Source organism: Roseivirga sp. AWQ4_251 (assembly GCF_056158225.1).
Genome location: NZ_JBSWSW010000002.1, coordinates 1253785 through 1274161 on the forward strand (window position 1 = coordinate 1253785; position 20377 = coordinate 1274161).

Genomic DNA, 20377 nt, shown 5'->3' on the forward strand with positions numbered 1-20377 from the left:
AAAAAGAGAAAACGGTAAAGGTTTAACCAAAATCTCCGCGCAGTTCCCTGATTCTTTTTCGCGTTTCAGAAACGAAAATACTTCCCTTAAAATCCTTGATAAACTTGAGGAAGACTTCCATTGCCTTGTCATTATTTTTCAAATCATCTTGATAAATAACGCCTGTTAAAAAGAGGGCGTCATCGCCCAAAATTTCAAAATAATGGCCTTCTGTAATTTTATTTAAAGCGGTAATGGCTTCGTTGAATTCGCCTAATTCGCGATGGGTTTTGGCTAGCAGATAATAAACTTCGTCAACAATGGAATGAGAAGGATATTTTACGGCCATTTGATTTAAAGCTTCTATAGCTTCCCTTTTTTGATTTTGGAAAAGCATCAATTCAATATTGGCGTATTCCTGCATCACCATGTCAGTAGAATCAAAAACGGTATTGTTCTTTATCAGAATGCTGAGATCTATCGCATCGTTCGCAATTTCTCTGGAAGTTGCCAATTTCAGAATATCCAAATGACTTTGCGCCAATTCAAATTCTCCTTTGAAATAAGAGAGTTTCGCGCTTTTTAGTTTGGCTTCGTAGCCCAAAGGCTCATCTTTAAACATGCGCTCCACTTGAGCATAGAGTAAAATGGATTCCCATGGTTGACCATCGAGAAGATAAATATCCGCCAAATTCATTTTGGCTTCAGCCACCACTCTGTTTTTGCCGACAGGCTTTTTCACCAATGAATCTAGAATTTCTATGGCTTGTGAAATTTCATTGAGTTGAAAAGCATGCATCAGGGCAATTCTTCTATCCGCATCCATAATGCTGAAAATGTCTCGCGAATTGGCCTTGTAGTTTTCGTACTTTCCAATAAGATCTCGAACAGCCAAGGTATCTACAGGATAGGTATTTTTAACGACTTCTTCTTCCGCTAGCAGCATATACTTGGTAGCCATACTCTTGTTGGGAGTGTCTTCAAAGTCAGTCAGAACATAATCGAAAGCCTTTTGAGCGGTTTTGTAATCTTCGTTTCTAAAAGCGATGATACCCACGTTCATAATGTTCTGGCCTCCGTTCTGTAATCGCCTATCCAAAGCCCTAGCCTGCCGCAAGGCAGCGGAAAAATTTTTCTGCTGTAGGTGAGTCCAAACCAGAAGGTCGTTATAAATAGGATTTCCGGCCTCCTGTTGAATGTAATCATACAAAGTGATCTCTAGGGTATCTAAATCTTCAGGCTCCAGCAGAACGCGTTGAAATGAGTTTTTAACGTAGTTGATATTTTGAGGCTGTGATTTGGAAAAAATGAGGTACTCTTTAATCATAGATTCCTTCTGATTCATCAGTCGGTAGGCATTGGCCAATTCCAAAGAAAACATGTCTGGCCTTTGCATGGCATCTCTCCCTTGTTGATAAGCATTCAAAGCTTGTTCTCTCAAGTTATTCTCGAAGAAAGTCTGAGCCAATAAGCGAATGCCATTCGTTCTTCCCTTTTCCTTTGCAATTAAGGCCTGCTCTGCAATTACATCTTCAAAAACCTTTTGGGCTTTATCTTCCATTCTCTGCGCTTTGAACAAATTACCCAAGTCTACTTTGTATAAGAAGTTTTCGGGATTGTCTTTGATAATATTGTCCAGGTACTTTTCAGCATCGTTGTAAAGCTGTTGGGTAATCATCAGCTTAAGGTAGTTTTCATGAATGCGCGGAATGTAGTCGTTATTTCGCGCTAGCTTTTTAAACTCCTTCATCGCCTTTTCAAGTTCTCCCTGATTATAATATTCATTGGCCAAGGCAATGGGATCATTCACCTGAGCCTGCAGATTTAAAACGAATAATAAAATCAGTTGAACCAAGAACAGCCTTCTCATACTTATTAACATTATCAACACGGTAATAACTAAAGGTAGTTAATTAATAAAAGATCATTATTATCTATTAGGAATGTGGATATGTGTATAACGTGAGTACCCACATTGAGTATACGGTTTTGTTGGAAACTTGTATAAAGTAAAATGTTTGTCCACAGGTTATTAACTTATAATCTTTTGATTTTTAGGTAGTTAAAAAAATATGTCTAAAAATGTTGATTACTGTGGATAAAAAGTAGCCGTTTTTTGAGTGTGGATTAATGTTTGAAAGTTTTATGAAAACTGAATAGTTAACCCACATTTGGCCTGATGTGGATTGTGAATGGTGTATAAGCGTGGATATCTATGAACCAATCCTCAGAATTATTCACAGTTATCCACCGTTTTCAACAAAGTAATTTATATTGATATCTGATACTTCCCAGTTCTTCTTCACCCCAATTTCTGTGGTTTTGTTAAAGGTATCGTAGAAGAAGATGACAGGTTCTGGGGCTTCTCTTAGTAATATATTACCCACATCGAGTTGGCCATTGTTGTTTTTATCAATGATAAGTCGGACTTGATAAGTACCTGCATCTAGATTTTCGAATGAATATGAGCTTACATCTCTGGTTTCCTGAATCACTTTTCCTTGAGCATTTAAAAGCTGAATGATGTAATGTGGCGCTTGTGTATTGATTCTACCTAAAATGAGTCCGCTATCTTCTGATCTATTTTTGACATATGATTTCTGGAGAGGCGGCAGTGTATCTTGTTCCACACTGATGAATGTGCCCTTCTTAAAGTCAATGTTTAGTTTTTCACCTTCTTTGATATAGTCCGATGTTTTGAAACTCCAGCCCAGTTCAGTTCTGGACTTGTTGATATGAAAGGTGTTTTCAGGAAGCGTAAATGAATTGAGGCTGTCTTTAAAAACTGAAATACTATCGGTATTTAAATAGAGTACAGGCTTATTAAATTCGATTTTGAGATCAATGTTGCTGGTAGCAGCTGATGAAGTTGGTTTTAGTGTAGCAGTGAATTTCTCACCTTCTAAATCTGAAGATCTAAAATACAGTTTTACGGTATCTTGAAGTTGCGAGTTGATGGAATCATTGGCATATAAATTAACCATAACAGTATCCTCATAAATCTGATGAATATTGTAAAACCTCAATTTGTCATTCTGTAGTTTATGGTACATCAATGAGTCTCCTAAAACCTGAACATCATATTCTGTAATGGCTTTGTTAAAAGTCACGTCAAAATACTTGGCAAAATGTTCTTGCTGTTTTTATGCTCAATGGATCGGTGTTTAATCTCTGAAGAAGAAAATCCTTACCAGTCACATCTTCTACCAAATCAACAGTATCGCGATAGAATCCGTAAAGCTCAGATTCTGTATCTGCTTTCTGATTGGTGTTTTTATCAACAGCTCCGTAAATCAGAAATTTATTATTGGGTAGATTTCTGAAAGTATATCTTCCAGCGGAGTCTGTTCTAGCAAAATATGATGCTTTACCAGTGGTAATGTCTAAAGTATCGTCTGCAGCATACAACGATACCAATGCTTTTTCAACTGTTTTACCAGTGTATAGATTTTTGATTTGACCAGAGATAGAAAGTGAATCTATATATTCTCCAGTAGAAAAACTGATGTATAAATTGGGTGGAATATTTCCTTCATTCAAATCTTGAATAGTGCTACCGAAGTTTAGCGTGTAAGTGGTGTTATCTCTCCAAGCACTATCAAAAGTTAAGAGTATCGTATTCTTTTTAATCTTGGTTTTAAATGAACCAGGAATGGATGGTGTGATGATCAAATCGTTGTCAATACTTTTGGTTTTGATTCGTTCATCGAAAACTAGGAGTACTGCATTTCCGTGATATTGGATTTGGCCATCTTCCGGAACTGAAGACAATAAGGTTGGTGGTGTTTCATCTTTTGGGCCACCTTGTGGTGAAGAAATTCTAGCACATGATAATGCTATCAAAGAAAGTAAGAGTAAGGAATATGATGACCGCATTTATACTTTTCTTAACACATAAATTAAACTACTGTATTCTCCTGTTTTTTTAGCCGAAAGGTTGGATTGAAGTCCTTTCCACATTCCTTTTAAAAATTGAAGATTGCTTTCCTTATACTTTTCTGAAAGCATGCTCACATAAAACGAATCAAAAATCATAGGATGCGTGCTCTCAATTTTCAGACCATATTGATTGGCAGAGATAATCTAAACTTGTTTGATTGAAATGATATAGATGACGTGGCACATCATAGCCTGCCCATTCAGTTTTATAATATTGAGCATCGAAAGATTTATGATTAGGCAGAGCTAAAACCAGTATTCCATTTGAGTTTAAATGCTCCGTGAACTTGCTCAACATAGTTTGAAGTTCATGAACATGTTCTAACACATGGAAAAGGGAAATAATGTCGAATTTATGGGTAAATATTTTATTTAAATTACTGTAAATCAGTTCTTTAACTGATTTACCAGCTGATTTTCTGGCATTTGCATCAGGTTCATAACCAATGGAGTTCCATCCTTGTGAGGATGTGTATTGAATGAAGTGTCCAGTGCCACAACCGTAGTCTAAATGGTTAACTCGGTCTTGTTTAATATAGCTTTTGAGTAATCGATACTTCGCCTTTAATGTGTAGGAACGAACGAGTCGGTAAAGTACATCACTTAAGCTGTTCACTTTATTTGAATGAGAAATGTACTCTTCCGACTTATAGTATTTTCCTATTTCATGCTCAGCTGGTCTAGGGTTGGTGAAAACAAGAGTACAGTCATTACATCTTTGCAACTGAAATTTTTCTCTTGAAAGAAAATGATCAGGTACTGATAAATGAGCTGTAACATTTTTACTGTTACACAAAGGGCAACTTGAAAGTACTTCCATTTTATCGTCCCATATAAACCATAAGCACAGAAATATCTGCAGGAGAAACTCCGCTAATTCGCGAGGCTTGTCCTATGGTTTGTGGCTTAATACGTTTAAACTTTTCTCTGGCTTCTGCGGAAAGTGCGGTTATCGCATCAAAGTTGAAATCTTTGGCAATAGTTAGATTTTCCAAGCTGTTAATCTTTTCTGCGAGCTTTTCTTCCTTATCGATGTAATCTTCGTATTTGATCAGAATATCAACCTGTTCCAGTACTTCTGGTTCATACTTCGAAAGATAGTTTGCCATGTCTTCATGAAAAGAAGGAAGATCAAAAATATTGATTTGCGGTCTTTTAATGAGTTTGGCATAATCAGTTCTGTGTGCAATTCCTGCTGTGCCCAATGCTTCTAAAGCAGGATTAGCTTGAGCAGGATCTACCTTTTTCTGCTTGATGTCATTCAAAAGAAATGCGACTGATTTTCTTTTTTCCTGTGTTTGTCGATAGCGTTCTTCTGAAGCCAAATTGATCTTATATCCTTTTTCTGTAAGTCGAAGATCAGCATTATCCTGTCTTAATAGAATTCTATACTCAGCCCTTGAGGTAAACATTCTATAAGGTTCATCCGTGCCTTTGTTGATGAGGTCATCAATGAGCACTCCTATATAAGCTTCTGACCGAGTTAGAATGAAGGGATCACTTTCCGTACATTTCAGATGAGCATTTATACCTGCCATTAAACCTTGGCAAGCAGCTTCTTCATAACCTGTAGTTCCATTGATTTGGCCGGCAAAGAATAGGTTTTCTACCAATTTGGTTTCTAAAGTGGAAGAAAGTTGTGTTGGTGGAAAATAGTCGTATTCGATGGCATAACCAGGACGAAACATTTTAGCATTCTCAAATCCTGGAATTCTGCGCAATGCTTTGTACTGAACATCTTCTGGCAATGATGTGGAGAATCCATTCACGTAGATTTCTACAGTATCCCAACCTTCAGGTTCTACAAATATTTGATGCCTATTTCTCTCTGCAAATCTGTTGATCTTATCTTCAATGGATGGGCAATATCTTGGCCCGAGGCCTTGAATTCTTCCATTGAACATTGGTGATCTATCAAATCCTGTTTCTAGAATTTTGTGAACTTCAGGATTTGTATAAGTAATGAAGCAGCTTTTTTGTTGGTCTAAGGGAGTGGTTGTGTTGGAATAAGAGAACTTACCAGGTACTTCATCCCCTTTCTGTTCTTCCATTTTGGAATAGTCAAGTGAGCGGCCATCGATTCTGGGAGGGGTGCCTGTTTTCATTCGGCCGGCTTCAAAACCTAATTGAACGAGTTGTTCAGTAATTCCAGTGGATGCTCTTTCTCCAGTTCTTCCACCACCAAATTGTTTCTCTCCAATATGAATAAGTCCGTTAAGAAATGTTCCGTTGGTAAGCACAACTGCTTTAGCTCGTATTTCTAAGCCAAGTTGGGTTGTGATACCCATAGCTTTACCATTTTCTACAATAAGACCGTTAGCCATTTCTTGCCAGAAATCTACGTTTGGATTCGCTTCTAAGGCTAATCTCCATTCTTCAGCAAAGCGCATACGGTCATTTTGAGTACGAGGACTCCACATCGCAGGACCTTTAGACTTGTTCAGCATCCTGAATTGTATCATGGATTTGTCTGTGATGATCCCTGACATCCCTCCTAGTGCATCTATCTCTCTTACAATTTGACCTTTGGCCACTCCACCCATTGCAGGATTGCAAGACATTTGGGCAATGGTATTCATGTTCATGGTAACAAGTAATACCTTCGAACCCATAGTTGCTGCTGCATGTGCGGCTTCACAACCTGCATGACCAGCACCAATTACAATTACATCATACTGACTGAACATATATGGTATAGTTTGAATGTTCCACGTGGAACACTGGTGTGGAACGAGAAGTTCAACACTATAAATGTTTCACGTGGAACAGTTGAAATCTTAATTATTTAGCAAAGATAGATAAGTACTCTCTTTTTCTCTCATCTGAGATTGTTCTTCATCGGTCTTGTCGTTATAGCCGATTAGATGGAGAAGACCATGAACTAGAACACGATGTAGTTCATTTTGAAAGGTGGTATTCTGTTCTTTTGCGTTTTCTTCTACCCTATCAATAGAAACGAAAATATCGGATTCAATAGCTTCTTCAAGTGAATCTCTATTATCGAAGGTGATGATATCGGTATAGTAATCATGATCTAAGTATTCGCAATTTACTTGAAGCAAATACTCATCAGAACAGAAAATATAGTTGATACTGTCAATGTCTTGGTTTTCATTGTCTGCAACGGATAACAACCAATTAACAGTGTTTTCTTCAGAAGGAAGACTGAAATCTATTTCTTCTGAAAAGAAGTAAATGGGTTGATCTTCCATTAGGTTAAATAGAAAGTTAATTCTACTTGCTGTCCTTCTTCTTTGAAAGAAACTTCATCGGCTAGGTGCCTCATTAGGAAAATACCTCTACCTCCTGTTTTGGTAAGATTTTCTGGAGCTGTTGGATCTGGAAGATCGTTTACATCGAAGCCGGGGCCTTGATCCTTAATGGAGAAAGTAACAGAGTTTTCTTCCAAGCGCATGGATAGTTCTACATGCTTATCCTTGCTGAGTTGGTTACCATGGATAATGGCGTTGTTAACAGATTCCACTACGGCAATCATAATGTTTCCATAAACATCATCGTCTAGCTGGTACTTCTCTTTTGCATTGTCGATAAAGCTTTCGACAATTCTAATGTTCTCTACAAGAGAAGGTATTTCAATGCTGATAGTATTCATTGAGATAAATTAATTCTGCTGCTTAATGCGTTTGAAGTATTTGTTGGTCTCTTTTTTATAATACGGATTCAATTTGGCAGGGATGGTTTTGAGTAACTCAATCTCTTTTTCCTTTGCCTTAAGGTATTCGTTCAACGATTCAGGAATGGAAATGTCGTAGTCATAGGCTGTTTCTCCTTTGCGTTCATCATCTTCTCCTCTTTCATTAATTGCATTTTCTGCTTCTAACAATCGTGTTAGTATTTCCTTTTGCCTTTCTACGGTTTCATCGGTTAAGTTTTTATTGATCAGGTCTTCTTCGTTCTTTTCCATCTGATCAATCAACTTATCGATTTTCTCTCCTAAATTATCTCCCTCTATACCAGTTTCAAAATTTTCTAATGCATTTCTTAAACGCTGTTGTTCAGCCGCAAGTTTGGCCAATTCCTCAGATAATTGACGACCTGATTTCCCGCTTTTTTTAAGGTCTGAAATCTGTTGACTAAGCTGTTTTTGAAGATCACTCAGTCCGCCAGGTTGAGGCATATTCTTCTGGTTTTTCGACTTTCCAGACATATCAGAGGACATTTGATTCTGCATTTGCTGAACAACATCATCCAATAATAAAGCTAGATTGTTAATGGAAGTCATGGTGAATTGTTGCTTGCCCGCTGCCTGACTGATTTTTTTCTCCTTTAAGGCATCCAATGCTCCATCCATCTGGCGATTCATTTCACTCACTTCTCTCATTACGAAAGATGATATCTGGAAAACGCGTTGAGAAAGCGAAATCAAACTGTCTTGAATGATTTTAGAATCATCTTTTAACTTCAACTGTTCTTGCGAAAGCTCAATAACACGTGGGTCGCTCTCTCTAATTTCTTTGAACTCATCCATTAATGATTCTTGATTAAATGAGAGTGTTACGAGATTATCAACCAATTCTTTCAGAAACTCTAGGTTTTCTTGAACTTGTCCCATCTCCATACTGCTCTGCATAGATTGAAGACTTTGCTTCATTTCTTTCATTTTTTCAGCTGCTCTTTGCTGAGATTTTGTGGCTTTGGAACGCTTTTGATTTTGTTGATTTTCTTGTGACTGTTGCTGTTCAGATTCTTTATTTTCTTCTTGACTGTTTTCTTCTGATTGTTCAGAAGTGCTGTTTTCCGACTGTTCTTGAGACTCTTTCTGGAGTTCCTCTTGGGCTTTCTGTTGTTCCTCTTTAATCTCTTCAAATTGCTCTTTTAAATCATTCGGCAAAGCATCTGGATTTTTACGCTCTTGATTCAATTCATTGAGCTCATCCATTTTCTTCTGAAGGTTCTCTATATCTTGTTTTTCCTTCGATTGTTCATTGCTCAATGAGCCAGCGCTGTTTTCTTGGTTTTGAGTGTCTTGTAAGAGTTGCTCTTGATCCTCTATTTCTTTCTCTAAGTCCTTGATGTTTTCTTCAAGTTTCATGTCGAATTGAAGCTTTTTGAATAGCTCTAGTGTTCTTTCAATCTCTTTTTCCAGATCGCCACCTTTATTCTTCATTTCTTCTATTTGCTCTCTGAATTCAGAAATATCAGATTTCTCTTCTAGCAGCTGCTTTAATTCGTCATAAAGCTTTTTGGTTTCGTCATCCAAAATATCGTTCATCAGTTCTTGAAGCTGATTCATCTTCTCCTGAATTTCATCACTTTGAGGCGAGAATTGCTCCTTTTTCATATTGTTGAGCTGATTCTCCTTTTTAAGTTCTTTGAGCTTCTCTGCTAGCTTTTCTTTCTGTTGGATAATGTCTTGCATCAGTTTTTCATCCTGCCAATCCATTTCCTTTTTGGTTTTCAGGCGTTCATCAACTTCTTCCAGTTTTTGATTAAGTTCTTGTGCATCTTTTAAGGTATTATCGATGTCTTGCTGAACTTTTTGAGCCGTTCTTTCAATATCTTCTTCTATTTCTTCTGCCGAAGGAATTTTAAAAGAATAGGTACTTGTTTTTACTGATTTTACACCATTAACTCCATCATTGTCAGATACTTGAATAAAGTATTGAAATTCTGCCCCAGCCTTGATTTTGCTCGAATCTAGAGCAAAAACTTTATAATAGCTTTGGTTCGATAGCTCCTTGTTGAACTCTAAATTGGTTTGAGAAAAATCACTTTCGTTGTTGTATTTATAATGAATAGAGAGGTTGGAAAATCCATAATCGTCAGTAATGTTTCCGCCTAATACCAAAGATTTGAAGAGCACCGTATCTTGATATTGATCGAGTGTGATTTCTGGATATCTGTCCTTTATAGTTTCTATGCTAAAGTTGAGCGAATCGCGATTTGTGCTGAATTCATTTTTAAGTTGAATCGAGTATCTCGTAGAATTCTTGAAGGACTTCTCAAATTCAAACTTTTGAGAAGCTAATTTCAGAGCATCGGCCTTAAGGCCTAAATCCTGAAAGTTGAATTGAACGGCATCTGCATTTTCAGTATTGAATTGCCATTTAACCTTTGTTCCTTCGGGTATGCTGGTGTTTCCCGAGTTTTGTACACTTTCATTTTCTCTCTTTAAATAAGCCGGATACTCCAGTTCTAAGTTAAAAAGTGAGAGGATCGGACGAGTAACTACTTCGATTTCGTATTCTGGTGAGGTTACGCTTTCCGCTTCTATTTTAAATTGAGTGTTGTTCTGTAAGCGGTTAAAGGTGTATTCAAAATCACTTTGGCTGGTTTTGTTCGCTTTAACCTTTCTTCCGTTCGACCATAAATAAACATTCTGAGGAACAGCATTACCTTCGGTGTGAATCTTTAAGGTGAAGTTTTCTCCTTTAAAGCCTCTTAGGTCATCATTTTTAAGCTCAAAACTGAATGGAGCTTCAGGAATAAATTCAGTGTTGTAATTGATAATTCGAGTAGAGCTTTCGGTTATAAAGCTTGGTACAAAAATGAGCACAACAACAATTATGGCGATTGGGCCAAGTGCGTAGCGGAGATATTTTTTATTGCCGCTGTAGTCTACTGCATTTACAAAAGATATGCGGTTTACATCTTTGCTTTTTTGTTCAATACTAGCCAGTAACAGTTCGCTCTGATTGTTACTTAACTTTTCTAATTGAATGATATTCAGAAGTTTATCAGATATTTCAGGGAAGAAATTTCCAATTTGATATGCAGCTTCTTCGTTTGATAAATTCTTATTTGCGTTTTTTAGAAGGAGTAGATTTTTGCCGATAAACCAGAGAAAGCCAGCCGTAATGGAGAATAGAAAACCGTAAAAAATCAGAGCTCGAGTTCCGCCATTAAGGCGAAGTGAAAACTCAAAAGCATTGACAAGAATAAAGAGTGAAAAAAGGAAAGCACTGAATATCAGACTTCCCTTTATGAGTTGGTTTGTATAATATTTCTTTTTATAAGCCTGAAGCTGATCCTTTAGTGCCTGGTTAGATCCCATATTGTCACTTTATACATGTTAACATTAATACGTGAACGGGACGTATTTGATTGTAAAACAATTGACTAAAGGAGAAATATACGATTTAAATCATCGAATTTCTAGCAGAATAGGACAGTGGTCGGAATGTACCGCATCAGGAAGAATAGAAGCATGGTGTAATCGATCTTTCATGGCTTCAGTTACCATTTGGTAGTCTATTCTCCAACCTTTATTATTAGCTCTTGAATTCGCTCTGTAACTCCACCATGAATATTGATGCGGTTGATCGTTGAACACTCTAAATGCGTCAACAAAGCCTGAATCTACATATTTTGTAAGCCAATCTCTTTCTGCTGGTAAAAACCCAGATGAGTTTTTATTCGATACTGGATTATGAATATCGATTTCCTTATGAGCAATGTTATAATCTCCGCTTATGATCAAATTCGGATTCGTTTTACGCAGCTCTGAAACATATTCTAAAAAGAAATCTAACCAAACGTATTTGAAATCTTGACGAATGTCTCCGCTGGTTCCGCTAGGCATGTAAACACTCATTACCGAGAAATCTTCAAAATCAGCTCTGATTACGCGCCCTTCTATATCGTATAATGAATTTCCACAGCCGTGTTCCACGTGGAGCGGTTTGGTTTTAGTGAAAATCGCTACACCACTATAACCTTTCTTTTCAGCGGGTTCCCAGTAAATATGATATCCCAGATTTTCGAAAGGTGTTAAATCTACCTGTTCAGGAAGTGCTTTGAGTTCTTGTAAACAAAGAATATCTGGGTTTTCAGATTCGAGCCATTCCAAAAATCCCTTTTTCAAAGCCGCCCGAATGCCGTTAACGTTATAGCTGATGATTTTCATAATTCTATTTCCATTTCCTTTTCAAAGTATTCAATCACGTGCATTTTTAACAGCTTTTCCTGATCCATCAAGTCGAAATGAGGTAATGCCTGAGCGGTTTTCCAATGTGGCCAACCGTCCGCATCTACTCCCTCTAATTCATAAAAACCGGAAAGACTTAAAACCTTGCAAATGGCAATGTGCATTAAGTCTTGTTTTTCTTCTTTGCTGAAATTTTGGCGGCCGTTGCCAAGCTCTTGAACACCAATTAAAAAAAGAACTCCATTCAGGTCTTTCGGCCGTTTACCAACCATCTTTTCAAGCTTATTTAAAAGCTTAACCCAGTTAACCTGAAGCTCTAAGTCTTTTTTATACATTTTTATTTAGCTCTTCCCAGTATTCAACAGCTCTTCTCAAATGTGGAATTACTATGGTTCCACCTACAATATTGGCGATCGCAAAAACCTCAAAAAGCTCTTCTGTAGTAACTCCTTGTTCATGGCATTTACCTAAATGATATTTGATACAATCATCGCAACGCAAAACCATAGAGCTCGAAAGGCCTATCATTTCTTTTACTTTGGTGCTAACTGCTCCTTCCGCGTAAGTGTTTGTGTCTAAGTTGAAAAGTCTTTTTAGTACTAAATTATTCTCATTTAGTATTTTATCGTTCATTTTAGCACGATAATCATTAAATTCCTCTACAATACTCATTACCTTTTAATTTCGTCAAATATACCCTTCAATATCGAATGCAGAGCAGAATAGGTTCAATCTTCGATGATTTTGTGTCGCTTTTCTTCCCAAATGCTTGTGTAAGTTGTCAAGAAGTACTTCCTAAAGGAATCCACTATTTGTGTCTTTCTTGTCAGTATAACTTGCCTAAAACAAAGAATCACACAATTGAAGTACTGCACATAGAGCAGAAATTGGCAGGCTCTATTCACTATGATTTTATATTAGCCTATCTCCACTTTCAAAAGAAAGGCATCGTTCAACATTTGCTTCACGAGTTGAAATACAATCATAAAGAAGAAATTGGCATTATGCTGGGCAGATGGTACGGCCATGATCTCCTACTGTCTGGCTATAAGGATAGTTTTGATCTTATTGTGCCTGTTCCGCTTCATCCAAGTAAAGAAAGGAAAAGAGGCTATAATCAAAGTGATGCCTTTGCTAAGGGCTTGTCGGAAGTGCTAAAAATTCCAGTTCTTCCAAAGGCGTTGAAAAGAATAAAAGCTAGCGAAACACAAACCAGAAAGGGCAGAGTTGAAAGGTTGAAGAATGTATCACAGATCTTTGAATTGAGTTCTGAAGATTCCATTACTGATCAAAGAGTACTATTGGTGGATGATGTATTGACTACAGGAGCCACCTTACTCGGCTGCGGGGAGAAAATATGGTCAGCTAAACCAAAATCTTTAAGTTTTGCGGTAATTGCCGCGACTTAATAGAAACTAAAGCTCATAAAAAAAGCCGCTCCACGTGGAACGGCTCAATATTTTTAAGCTCTGATTACTTATTTGCCTCCGAACAAACCGCCTTTTTGTTGGCCGTTTTCAAATCCGATAGAGATCATTGCACATCTAAAACCAATGGTATTGGTAGCCTTATCTTGATCTAAGAATCTTCTGGTACCTGGAGACATCCAATAAGCAACGTCTTTCCAAGAACCACCTTTGTAAACTTTGGCTCTGTCGTTGATCAAAGATCTTAAATCGCTTCTGTCACCATCCCAACCATAAAGTTGCTCAGGATCACCAGTTCCATCTTTTCTAACAGGGTTCAAATCGTCAAAATCTTGGAATGATAATGGTCTGTAGGTATCATTAACCCACTCACTTACGTTACCAGCCATGTTATATAAACCGAAATCGTTAGGCTCAAACCCTCCAACTTCTCTTGGTGTTACATCACCATCGTTATTTACAGTACCTGCAATACCAGCGTAGTCACCTCTACCTCTTTTAAAGTTGGCCAAGAAATCACCTCTGTATTTTCCATATGGATTTCTTACACCACGGCCATCCCATGGATAGATTCTTCCGTATTCTTCATTCTCATCTAAATATTGAGTTCCAACGGTAGCTTTTGCAGCATATTCCCACTCAGCCTCGTTTGGTAATCTGAATTCAGGTAGATACAAACCTCTTTCAATGAACATTTTTTTGTTGCCATTGATGTAAGCAATCTGATCTTGCTGAAGGTCGTCAAGTTCTTGCAAAGAAATCTGAGAACCAGAACCCGCATCGCCAGAACCAACGGCTTGAAGTGTTCCGTCTGTATTGAAGAATTCCAATTTGTACTCATCAGGAAGTTCATCAAACTCAATACTGTTGATGATTCCGTAGTTTACCGCATCGGTTCTCCATTTTGCATAGTCTACTACTTGTCTCCAAGTTACGCCCACAACTGGGTAGTTGTTATAGCCTGGGTTGCTGTAGTAGTTTTCGCTATAAACATCGTTGAAAGAGAAATCGCTTGACCAAACGCTGTCATTAGGAATAAGAGCTTTCAACTCTTGGCCATTGTGAGAAGTAGTAGCCGGAACGAATGCATTATTGGCATCGTCAGTAATTTCTAAATCTCTGCCAATGTTTTCCACCATCGGATTGAACTGGAAATACACATATTCTTTCCAATCCTTGTTGGTGATTTCGGTTTCATCCATGTAGAATGAATTTACCGTTACGGTGCGCTCAATGTTATCTCTGGCACCAAATAAATCTTGCTCGAAAGAACCTAGCACAGTTCTACCACCTTGAACGAATACCATTCCCGGAGGATTTGGTAGATTTTTAGTGTCGTAAGGGGCGAAACTCAATGTATCTTTTGAGTCACCGTAGGCCATCCCCGTGGTGGCACTTACTCCCGCACCTTTGTTTTTAAATAGAAAGCAGGAAGACAAAACTGAGGTAGACAGCAAAATAAATACTGATACCTTCAAAAACCCAGCTATGTTTTTCATGTCAGCGTTATTAAATCAATTCGTTTTAGGTGAATTAAGGAGGCTAATATACACTTATCCCTCTTGTTTAACAAAATTGCAACTTGCACATTGTTAAGCGAAAACGATTCTCTATTCGACATATTTTACAATATTCCATCAAAATGATTCATACTTCATATAATTGCTAGGTCGAATGATTACATTTTTAATCTTAACTTAATCTAAAACTCAAGCATTTGCGCAAACATGGGCTCAAAAAATAGATTGTTAATCCGTTTTATAAACCACTCAATCAATATCCACAGTTTTCAATCCTAAATTGTTTTTGTTTTAAAAATATGAAGAAGAATCAGCTCTATTGGTTGCTGCAGTTTGGTGGTTGGGGAGGCCTTCATTTTACCAGTTTTCTGGCTATTGGGTTTGTATTTCCTTTTTGGATTTCGCTTTTATCTACTTTGGCCAGCGTTCTCTTTGCGGTTTTGATCAGCCATTTATACAGGCTTTATGTAAAGAAGAAAAGATGGAAAGACTTGAAAATTGTCAATCTGATTCCTAAAGTATTCTTTTCCAGTATTTTACAAGGTTTCTTTCTTACTCTTTTTGCTTTTTTGGCGGCCATTGGTTCTTTTATATTAATCGCCCAGCTTCAACCTGATTTGGTAGATAAATTCACGGGCATTTCTACCCTAGAAGGAATTGATGAGGCCACCATGGAAAAATTGCGTCAGGCTAACCGCCAAATGTTTAGTCCTAGTGCAATTATCTTATTGATTATCAGTTTTGTAGGAAGTTACGCAGTGTATTTTCTTTGCTGGTCTTCTATCTACTTTGCTTACCAGTATTTGCAGAAAAACAGAGAGGTTGAAATCGAAAAATGGAAACTTCAGGCTTCTGTTAAAGATGCTGAACTAAGTGCTTTAAAATCTCAAATCAATCCGCATTTCATTTTTAATAGCTTAAACAATATTAGGTCTTTGGTTATTGAAGATTCTGAAAAGGCTCGAGATTCAATTACCCACCTTTCCGATTTGCTTCGTTATTCTATTCAGTTCGATGAATACGAAAAGGTAACTTTAGAAAAGGAAATTGAAGTAGTGCAAGATTACCTCAATTTAGAGTCAATTCAACTTGAACAGCGATTGCGTTACAGTTTTAATATTGATCCCGCAACTCACGAATTACAATTGCCGCCAATGATTGTTCAAACTTTGGTTGAAAATGCCATAAAACACAGCATTAATAATCTGCCCAATGGCGGAGAAATTATTGTTGAATCAAAAAGAAGCTCTGAGGCTTTGAGTGTTTTTGTAAAAAATACGGGCCAGTTAAAAATTGTAAATGGCTCAAAAAGAAGAGGTATTGGTATAACTAATGCCCGTGAACGCCTGAGGCTTTTGTATGGAGATAATGCTTCATTGAGCGTTGAAAATTTAAACGAAACCATGGTATGTGCCACGGTTCGAATTCCTTTGTATCCACATTAAAACAACACCTATATGAAAACCCTTGTAGTTGACGATTCGCGGTTAGCCAGAAATGAATTGAAAAGGCTTTTGAAAGAATTTGATAATGTTCAGGTTGTTGGTGAAGCGGCAACAGTTGATGAAGCCATTGAAAAGGTTTCGGAATTAAAACCTGATTTGATATTTCTCGACATTCAAATGCCTGGCAAAACGGGTTTCGATTTATTGGAAGAACTGGAATCAGTGCCAGAAGTGATTTTTTCTACTGCTTACGATGAATATGCCCTTAAGGCTTTTGAATACAATGCACTTGATTATTTGGTAAAGCCTGTTCAGAAAGACCGTTTAGCGGGAGCCATTTCTAAAGTGATTGAAAAGGTAGAGAAGAAGGAAAAGGATCAGGAAAATGGCGAAGGAAAACTAACCATACACGATCAGGTTTTTGTGAAAGATGGCGAGAAGTGCTGGTTTGTTCAGTTGGCCGATATTCGCCTTTTCGAAGTTAGCGGAAACTATACCACAGTGTATTTTGATACTTCTAAACCTATGATTACCAGAACCTTGAACTATCTGGAATCTCGTTTGGACGATAAAACATTTTTCAGAGCCAATCGCCAACAGATCATCAACCTAAAATGGATTGAGCGCATTGAGCCTTGGTTCAGTGGTAGTTTAAGAATCTATATGAAAGGCGGAGAGGAAATCGATGTTTCAAGACGCCAAACCTTGAAGTTCAAAGATTTGATGAGCTTCTAAAAAACTTATAGTCACCCCGAAGCCGAAACTCGGGGTGATTTACTTTCTAGAACAACAATTATTTTACCTGCTGAAGAATTTCGATGGCTTTGGTTACGGTTTCCACATCATCGATTCGCAAAATAAGCCGTGTTTTATATTCTTTCATTTGGCAAATTCTTGGATTTACCTGAACAAAGGCTAAGACTTTACCGAAAGCAGGCGACTGAAAATACTTCTCGTTATCCGATGGCAAGAAGTAGCACTTCATAGAACCACTTTTCAGGGTAACTTTTTCGAAACCTAGGTTTTCAGCCAACCAGCGAAGCCTTACAGTTTTTATCAAATCCTGAACAGGTTCTGGTAAAGGCCCAAATCTATCCTTTAAGCTATTCTTGAATTTGGTAAGCCCTTCTTCGTTTTTGATGTTGTCAATTTTAGAATACAAGCCCAGCCTTTCCGAAATATTGGACACGTAAGTTTCTGGAATCAGAATTTCCATGTCCGTTTCTATTGTAGTATCTACTTTAACTGCTGCGGCAGCTTCTTTCAACAAATCCTTTTCGAATAAAGATCTGAACTCAGTTTCTTTCAATTCTTGAACGGCTTCGTCCAGAATTTTATGGTACATATCGAAACCAAGATCTGAAATAAAACCGCTCTGCTCAGCTCCCAGTAGATTTCCTGCTCCACGAATATCCAAATCGCGCATGGCCACTTTAAAACCATCTCCCAAATCAGAGAATTCTTCCAAAGCACTAAGTCGCTTTCTAGAATCAGAACTTAGGCCAATGGTTGGCGGTGTTAGTAAATAACAGAAAGCTTTTCTGTTCGAACGCCCTACCCTTCCACGCATTTGGTGCAAATCCGAAAGCCCAAACATGTGGGCGTGGTTAATCATGATGGTGTTGGCGTTTGGAATATCCAAGCCCGATTCGATGATGTTGGTTGAGATCAAAACATCGTATTCACCTTCAATAAACTTAACCATCCGCTTTTCCAAAATAGCTCCGTCCATTTGGCCATGAGCAATACCAATTCGGGCATCTGGAACCAATTTGAGAATGATGTTTCCGACCATTTCAATATCCTTGATCCGATTGTGGACAAAAAATACTTGTCCACCACGCCTAAGCTCAAAACTTATCGCATCTCTAATGATCGCTTCGTTGAAAGTATGAATCTCAGTAGTCACCGGTTGGCGGTTTGGAGGAGGCGTAGCAATTACGCTCAAATCCCTTGCGCCCATCAAAGAAAAATGGAGTGTTCTTGGTATTGGAGTGGCCGTAAGTGTCAATACGTCCACATTTACTTTAAATTCTTTTAATCGGTCTTTTACCTTAACTCCGAACTTTTGCTCCTCATCAATAATCAGTAAACCGAGGTCTTTGAAGTGAACATCCTTGTTCACAATTCGGTGAGTTCCGACCAAAATTTCGGTCTTACCTTCCTTTACTCTTTGTAAAGTTTCCTTGATTTCTTTTGTGGTTTTAAACCGGTTGATGTACTCCACTCGCACAGGGAAATCCTTCAGTCTTTCAGCAAACGTACGATAGTGCTGCATGGCCAAAATCGTGGTTGGTACTAACACCGCTACCTGCTTTCCGTTGGCGCATGCTTTGAAAGCGGAACGAATGGCAACCTCGGTTTTACCAAATCCAACATCACCACAAACCAGACGATCCATCGGATGTGGCGATTCCATATCCGCTTTTACATCTTCGGTTGCCTTAGCTTGGTCGGGAGTATCTTCATAAATGAAAGAAGATTCTAGTTCGGCCTGCATAAAACCATCGGGAGAAAATGCGTAACCGTAAGCTTCTTTTCTTTTCGCATAAAGGCTGATTAAGTCTTTGGCAATGTCTTTTACCTTTTTCTTAACCTTGCTCTTTTTGTTTTCCCATTCAGGAGAACCCAGCTTACTCATGCTTGGTGGTGTTCCTTCTTTTCCTGAATATTTGGAAATTTTATGAAGCGAGTGAATGCTTACATAGAGCAAATCATCATCACGATACACCAAACGGATGGATTCTTGTGAATTTCCGTTTACTTCTACTTTTTCCATTCCCGCGAAGCGGCCCACACCATGATCGATGTGTGTTACATAATCGCCAGGCTGTAAAGAGCGCAATTCTTTCAGAGTCAGCGCTTTCGACTGGCTATGTCGGGTTTTGGTTTTGTATTTATGGAAACGGTCGAAAAGCTGGTGATCGGTGTAAACCAGCATTTTCAATGTTTTATCTACGAAGCCTTGTCGCAAGCCAATATTCAGGGGCTGAATTTTGAGCGCGGGATTTAGCTCAGTAAAAATAGTTTCTAATCGGTTGATCTGATTCAACAACTCGGCCGACATGAGCATGGTAGTATTCTGCCTTTGCCATTCGCTAAGATTTTCAGTAATCAGATCGAAATTTTTATTGAAAGAAGGCTGAGCTTCGGCTTCAAATTTATATTCGAAATCGGCCTTTTTGTAAAAGCGATTGCCAAACTGGACTTTGGCATAATTCGAAATACCTTCTTTAAATGACTTTTGTGTTTCGAAAAGCTCGTTTGGTTTTAGAACGACCTGCGCATCGGTTACCGAAAGTACTTCATCAAAACTTGAAGATGCTTTTTCGAAGTATTTTTCAATGGTATCCAGGGTTTGCTGAAAGTCTTTGAACCAGATTTTAGTGTTGTTCGGTATAAAATCCAGGAACGACTGGCGAACCTCTTGCAATAAGCGGGTTTGAATATTTGGAATAATATTGATTTGCTTGATGCTTTCCTGACTTAGCTGAGAAACAGGGTCGAAGGTTCTAATGCTATCTACCTCGTTGCCGAAAAGTTCAATTCTATAAGGCAAATCATGTGCATAGGAATATACATCCACAATACCACCACGAACCGAAAATTGGCCCGCTTCGTACACAAAGTCGGTTTTTTCGAAATCATAGGTCATTAAAAGCTCGGCCAAAAACTCAACGTCAATTTCTTCCCCAACTTTGGTAGAAAATGTATTGGTAGCCAGCGACTTTTTATTGATTACCTTTTCGGTAAGGGCTTCTGGATAAGTTACAATCAACTCGCCAGTAGACGATTTATGATTGATGCGGTTTAGGATTTCCGCACGCATCAAAATATTGGCATTTTCAGTTTCGTCAAACTGATAGGGCCTTTTGTAAGAAGTTGGGAAAAGGAGCACTTCCTTATCGCCAATCAAGTTTTGTAAATCGTTATGAAAATAGGCAGCTTCTTCTTTATCGTGCATCACAAACAAGCAGGTTTGCTTGTTCATTTGATACACCGCTGAAGCAATTACAGCATCTAAACTACCTACCAAACCTTTTAGCTGGATGCTTAAACCTTCGTTTGGCTTTAGCTTTTCGGCTATGGTTTGAATGATGGGATCTTCCCTGTAAATCCGTATGAAATCTTTGACTTTCAAGTGTTTTTCTAAAAAGAAGGTGCAAATGTAAATAATTC

Annotated in this window: 17 protein-coding genes; 3 read left to right on the forward strand and 14 right to left on the reverse strand. The window is 38.0% G+C overall.

Annotated features, from left to right (window positions below; translation table 11 throughout):
- Positions 1-22 precede the first annotated feature (22 nt).
- The 12 genes from ACXACJ_RS19515 to ACXACJ_RS19570 all read right to left on the reverse strand — a co-directional run bounded on the left by ACXACJ_RS19515 (position 23) and on the right by ACXACJ_RS19570 (position 12478).
- Entirely contained in the window at positions 23-1849 is a 1827-nt protein-coding gene (locus ACXACJ_RS19515) for a tetratricopeptide repeat protein (protein WP_475136103.1), read from the reverse strand.
- Between the two features lie 373 nt (positions 1850-2222).
- Entirely contained in the window at positions 2223-3089 is an 867-nt protein-coding gene (locus ACXACJ_RS19520) for a hypothetical protein (protein ID WP_475136104.1), read from the reverse strand.
- A 1-nt stretch (position 3090) separates the two neighbouring features.
- On the reverse strand, positions 3091-3855 hold the full coding sequence (locus ACXACJ_RS19525; protein ID WP_475136105.1) for an Ig-like domain-containing protein: 765 nt from the start codon (positions 3853-3855) through the stop codon (positions 3091-3093).
- Positions 3856-4014 carry a hypothetical protein gene (locus tag ACXACJ_RS19530; RefSeq protein WP_475136106.1) on the reverse strand — a complete coding sequence of 53 codons (159 nt, stop codon included), beginning with the start codon at positions 4012-4014 and terminating at the stop codon, positions 3856-3858.
- 13 nt (positions 4015-4027) lie between these two features.
- Positions 4028-4738: a class I SAM-dependent methyltransferase gene (locus ACXACJ_RS19535; protein ID WP_475136107.1), complete on the reverse strand. Its 711-nt coding sequence runs from the start codon at positions 4736-4738 to the stop codon at positions 4028-4030.
- Position 4739: 1 nt separating this feature from the next.
- Positions 4740-6605 (reverse strand): tRNA uridine-5-carboxymethylaminomethyl(34) synthesis enzyme MnmG, encoded by a 1866-nt coding sequence (gene mnmG, locus ACXACJ_RS19540; protein WP_475136108.1) that lies wholly within the window; start codon positions 6603-6605, stop codon positions 4740-4742.
- A 90-nt stretch (positions 6606-6695) separates the two neighbouring features.
- A complete protein-coding gene (gene ybeY / locus ACXACJ_RS19545; RefSeq protein WP_475136109.1) occupies positions 6696-7130 on the reverse strand; it encodes an rRNA maturation RNase YbeY in 435 nt (144 codons plus the stop codon).
- Positions 7130-7531 (reverse strand): ATP-binding protein, encoded by a 402-nt coding sequence (locus ACXACJ_RS19550; protein ID WP_475136110.1) that lies wholly within the window; start codon positions 7529-7531, stop codon positions 7130-7132. Before ACXACJ_RS19550 ends, ybeY begins: the two co-directional genes overlap by 1 nt.
- A 9-nt stretch (positions 7532-7540) precedes the next feature.
- A complete protein-coding gene (locus ACXACJ_RS19555; protein ID WP_475136111.1) occupies positions 7541-10933 on the reverse strand; it encodes a DUF4175 family protein in 3393 nt (1130 codons plus the stop codon).
- A 90-nt stretch (positions 10934-11023) separates the two neighbouring features.
- Positions 11024-11785 (reverse strand): exodeoxyribonuclease III, encoded by a 762-nt coding sequence (locus tag ACXACJ_RS19560; RefSeq protein WP_475136112.1) that lies wholly within the window; start codon positions 11783-11785, stop codon positions 11024-11026.
- The gene (locus ACXACJ_RS19565; RefSeq protein ID WP_475136113.1) at positions 11782-12141 is read right to left on the reverse strand and encodes a hypothetical protein; all 360 of its coding nucleotides are present in this window, start codon (positions 12139-12141) and stop codon (positions 11782-11784) included. The genes ACXACJ_RS19560 and ACXACJ_RS19565 overlap by 4 nt, the downstream gene beginning before the upstream one ends.
- The gene (locus ACXACJ_RS19570) at positions 12134-12478 is read right to left on the reverse strand and encodes a carboxymuconolactone decarboxylase family protein (protein ID WP_475136114.1); all 345 of its coding nucleotides are present in this window, start codon (positions 12476-12478) and stop codon (positions 12134-12136) included. Before ACXACJ_RS19570 ends, ACXACJ_RS19565 begins: the two co-directional genes overlap by 8 nt.
- Before the next feature lie 38 nt (positions 12479-12516).
- Between ACXACJ_RS19570 and ACXACJ_RS19575 the strand changes: the two genes are divergently transcribed.
- Complete coding sequence (locus tag ACXACJ_RS19575; protein WP_475136115.1) at positions 12517-13215, forward strand: ComF family protein; 699 nt, start codon at positions 12517-12519, stop codon at positions 13213-13215.
- A gap of 68 nt (positions 13216-13283) precedes the next feature.
- Here ACXACJ_RS19575 and ACXACJ_RS19580 read toward each other — a convergent pair whose 3' ends face one another.
- Positions 13284-14732: an SUMF1/EgtB/PvdO family nonheme iron enzyme gene (locus ACXACJ_RS19580; protein ID WP_475136116.1), complete on the reverse strand. Its 1449-nt coding sequence runs from the start codon at positions 14730-14732 to the stop codon at positions 13284-13286.
- Between the two features lie 320 nt (positions 14733-15052).
- Between ACXACJ_RS19580 and ACXACJ_RS19585 the strand changes: the two genes are divergently transcribed.
- A complete protein-coding gene (locus ACXACJ_RS19585; RefSeq protein ID WP_475136117.1) occupies positions 15053-16198 on the forward strand; it encodes a sensor histidine kinase in 1146 nt (381 codons plus the stop codon).
- Between the two features lie 12 nt (positions 16199-16210).
- Positions 16211-16933 carry a LytR/AlgR family response regulator transcription factor gene (locus ACXACJ_RS19590; protein WP_475136118.1) on the forward strand — a complete coding sequence of 241 codons (723 nt, stop codon included), beginning with the start codon at positions 16211-16213 and terminating at the stop codon, positions 16931-16933.
- Between the two features lie 58 nt (positions 16934-16991).
- Here the strand turns inward: ACXACJ_RS19590 and mfd are convergent, their stop codons facing one another.
- Positions 16992-20339 carry a transcription-repair coupling factor gene (mfd, locus tag ACXACJ_RS19595; RefSeq protein ID WP_475136119.1) on the reverse strand — a complete coding sequence of 1116 codons (3348 nt, stop codon included), beginning with the start codon at positions 20337-20339 and terminating at the stop codon, positions 16992-16994.
- Between the last annotated feature and the right edge of the window lie 38 nt (positions 20340-20377).

Excerpts from the sequence above, each read along its gene's own strand:
- ACXACJ_RS19570 (WP_475136114.1), bottom strand. The coding sequence starts at position 12,478 with ATGAGTATTGTAGAGGAATTTAATGATTATCGTGCTAAAATGAACGAT.
- ACXACJ_RS19525 (WP_475136105.1), bottom strand. The coding sequence starts at position 3,855 with ATGCGGTCATCATATTCCTTACTCTTACTTTCTTTGATAGCATTATCA.
- ACXACJ_RS19530 (WP_475136106.1), bottom strand. The coding sequence starts at position 4,014 with ATGATTTTTGATTCGTTTTATGTGAGCATGCTTTCAGAAAAGTATAAG.
- ACXACJ_RS19565 (WP_475136113.1), bottom strand. The coding sequence starts at position 12,141 with ATGTATAAAAAAGACTTAGAGCTTCAGGTTAACTGGGTTAAGCTTTTA.
- ACXACJ_RS19580 (WP_475136116.1), bottom strand. The coding sequence starts at position 14,732 with ATGAAAAACATAGCTGGGTTTTTGAAGGTATCAGTATTTATTTTGCTG.
- ACXACJ_RS19555 (WP_475136111.1), bottom strand. The coding sequence starts at position 10,933 with ATGGGATCTAACCAGGCACTAAAGGATCAGCTTCAGGCTTATAAAAAG.
- ACXACJ_RS19550 (WP_475136110.1), bottom strand. The coding sequence starts at position 7,531 with ATGAATACTATCAGCATTGAAATACCTTCTCTTGTAGAGAACATTAGA.
- ACXACJ_RS19535 (WP_475136107.1), bottom strand. The coding sequence starts at position 4,738 with ATGGAAGTACTTTCAAGTTGCCCTTTGTGTAACAGTAAAAATGTTACA.
- ACXACJ_RS19515 (WP_475136103.1), bottom strand. The coding sequence starts at position 1,849 with ATGAGAAGGCTGTTCTTGGTTCAACTGATTTTATTATTCGTTTTAAAT.
- mnmG (WP_475136108.1), bottom strand. The coding sequence starts at position 6,605 with ATGTTCAGTCAGTATGATGTAATTGTAATTGGTGCTGGTCATGCAGGT.
- ACXACJ_RS19585 (WP_475136117.1), top strand. The coding sequence starts at position 15,053 with ATGAAGAAGAATCAGCTCTATTGGTTGCTGCAGTTTGGTGGTTGGGGA.
- ACXACJ_RS19590 (WP_475136118.1), top strand. The coding sequence starts at position 16,211 with ATGAAAACCCTTGTAGTTGACGATTCGCGGTTAGCCAGAAATGAATTG.
- ACXACJ_RS19575 (WP_475136115.1), top strand. The coding sequence starts at position 12,517 with ATGCAGAGCAGAATAGGTTCAATCTTCGATGATTTTGTGTCGCTTTTC.
- ACXACJ_RS19560 (WP_475136112.1), bottom strand. The coding sequence starts at position 11,785 with ATGAAAATCATCAGCTATAACGTTAACGGCATTCGGGCGGCTTTGAAA.
- ybeY (WP_475136109.1), bottom strand. The coding sequence starts at position 7,130 with ATGGAAGATCAACCCATTTACTTCTTTTCAGAAGAAATAGATTTCAGT.